The following is a 2,455-nucleotide window of genomic DNA, read 5'->3' as shown; positions in this document are numbered from 1 at the left end:
GCTAAACGTCACGGGCTGTTACGCGGAAAGGCTCAGTGAGCGGACCTGGCCGGCTCGTCCCTCGACCCTTTGCGTCATCCGGGACCGGTGATTACGGGGGAGTATGATAGATGATATTGAGCGCGGTCATCCGGGGCCGAGTGAAGGAGACGTCGTGTCGGACGACCGGTGCGGGATCACGGTAACGCCGTGGCCTCGGCCGGGTGGCCGCGCGGTCGAACTCACTCATCGCCGTCACATCGACACCTGCCGCGTCAACACGGCGGCCTGTCTCCGTTGACATCCGGATGACCTCCGGAACATCCGGACCTCCCGCACCCCGGCCTCGACCTTCGATCTGACATCCACCTCCGCGCGTTTGTCGGTCGATGCTCGATCCGGCCGGAACGAGGCGTTGGAGGTCGTCGTCAACGGCAGGAACGGCGCTGGTCATGACCGATCCCCCGGCATCATCGGAACAATCCCTGACTCCGGAGCAGCCTCCGGCGCACGGGCGATCCACCGCGACGGAACAGTCCGAGTCCGGGCGTCCCGAGTCCGGGCGGTCGACGGTGCCCGGACGATCAGAGGCGGCCGAGGCCTTCGTCCTGCGGGGGGTGCACGTCCTCGACAGGACCGGGCGCTTCGGTGAGCCGACCGACGTCGCCGTCGGCGGCGGGGTCATCCATGCGGTCGGCACGCGACTCGGTCTTGACCGGGACGCCGTCGACGTTGATGCCCACAACCTGTGGCTGATGCCAGGGATCGTCGACTGCCACGCTCACGTCGCGCAGTCCACCTATGATCCGTTCGAGCTGGCGACGGCGTCGCTGTCCACCCGAGTCCTGCAGACCGCCGCCGCGTTGCGGGCGTCGTTGGCTGCCGGTGTCACACACCTGCGGGATGCCGGCGGCGCCGACGCCGGCATCCGGGACGCGGTCAGCGCGGGCACCGTGCCCGGACCTCGGCTCGCCGTGTCCGTCGTCGGGCTGAGCCGGTCCGGGCGGCACGGTGACGGGGCGATCATCGGTCCCGGGCTGGAGTCGGCCGAAGATGTTCTCATGCCGGACTATCCCGGCCGGCCCCCGCATACCGTTACCGAGGCGGGCAGCCTGCCGGCCTCGGTGCGGGGCATTCTGCGGGCGGGTGCGGACTGGATCATGATCTACGCGAGCGGCGGGGTGATGTCCGCCCGGCCGGGGCAGCCCGAGCCGCAGTTCAGCCCGGTGGAGCTTGCGGCCGCCGTCGCGGAGGCCCGGCGGTACGGACGTCCGGTGATGATGCACGCCTTGGGCGAGCGGTCGATCGAGGCCGCGGTCGCCGCCGGGGCGCGTTCCATCGAGCACGGCATCGGGCTCACCGAGCCCGTGGCGGCCGCCGGGGTGACGCTCGTCCCCACCCTGTCGCCCTACCAGGACCTGGCGGCGCTGGCGGCCACCGGAGTGCTGCCGGGCTGGGCGGTGGACCGAGCCGAGGCCACCGAGGCCGCGCTGGCCGGCACGATCGCGGTCGCTCGCGCGGCGGGGGTGCCGATCGCGCTCGGCAGCGACGCCCGGCACCGCACCCGGCACGGCACGAACCTGGCCGAGATCAGCCGGCTGCGCCATGCCGGGCTCACCCCACCCGAGGCGCTGCTCGCCGCGACCGCGACCGGAGCCCGGCTCTTCGGACTGGGTGAGGGAGCCGGCCGCATCGCCGTCGGCTCCGCCTTCGACGCGATCCTGCTCGACGCGGACCCCGGGGACCTGTCGATCTTCGAGCGGCCGGGCGCTGTGAGCGGAGTGTTCCTTGGCGGTCGCGCGGTGCTGCCCCACCCGCGGCTGCCCGGGAACCTGGTCCGCCCCACCATGGTGATGGAAGAGGTGCCGAGAATCGCTCCCGAGTGGCCCGCGGCGTCGCAGCCCGGCTGACTCTCCGGTTTTCCGGAATGTTCACGAAATATAAAAAGAAATACCCTTAGTATGGCTCGCGGGATTTCGTCGGATCCGCTCTGGGACGGCGATTGACCGAGATGCGGATCGGCCCCTGAAAGCTATCGTCGTAGGGGCCCCGCTGCCGGCTGCCGTCAGGTGGTCCGGGCCATTCGCTGGTACGGGGTGCCGCGTCTCCAACGCCTGGAGGGTTCTCATGCAGCACGCTGAAATGATCAATAAGAACATGCGGAAGGCCATCGAGGAGTGTATGTCCTGCTCGGCTCTGTGCGAGGAGACGATCTCCTACTGCATGGACATGCCGGGCGCCATGATGGAGCCGGCGAACATGCGGCTGATGATGGACTGCGCGGCCGTCACCAGGACCTGCGCCGACATGATGTGCCGGATGTCGCCGATGCACGGGGAAATGTGCGCGATGTGCGCGCGGATCTGCGTGATGTGCGCTGAGATATGCGAGAGGATGCCGCAGGATCAGCAGCTCGCCAAGCTCGCCGGCGCATGCCGGTCCTGCGCGGAGAGCTGCAACACGATGGTGGGCGCCG

General features: G+C 69.7%; 3 protein-coding genes. 2 read left to right on the top strand and 1 reads right to left on the bottom strand.

The window, feature by feature from the left end:
- Positions 1–91: 91 nt before the first annotated feature.
- Complete coding sequence (locus AC08ON_RS04080; protein ID WP_476616486.1) at positions 92–229, bottom strand: hypothetical protein; 138 nt, start codon at positions 227–229, stop codon at positions 92–94.
- Between the two features lie 322 nt (positions 230–551).
- Between AC08ON_RS04080 and AC08ON_RS04075 the strand changes: the two genes are divergently transcribed.
- The gene (locus tag AC08ON_RS04075) at positions 552–1,889 is read left to right on the top strand and encodes an amidohydrolase family protein (protein WP_476607660.1); all 1,338 of its coding nucleotides are present in this window, start codon (positions 552–554) and stop codon (positions 1,887–1,889) included.
- 217 nt (positions 1,890–2,106) lie between these two features.
- Positions 2,107–2,455 (top strand): four-helix bundle copper-binding protein (locus tag AC08ON_RS04070; protein WP_476616485.1); only part of this gene is annotated, 349 nt, incomplete at its 3' end.

This window comes from Frankia sp. CoWAU3 (assembly GCF_977971855.1).
The sequence above is the reverse complement of the archived record's forward strand: the minus strand, read 5'-3'. Positions and strand labels throughout refer to the sequence as shown.

Coding starts and splice junctions, on each gene's coding strand:
- AC08ON_RS04080 (WP_476616486.1), bottom strand. CDS start 229: ATGAGTGAGTTCGACCGCGCGGCCACCCGGCCGAGGCCACGGCGTTAC.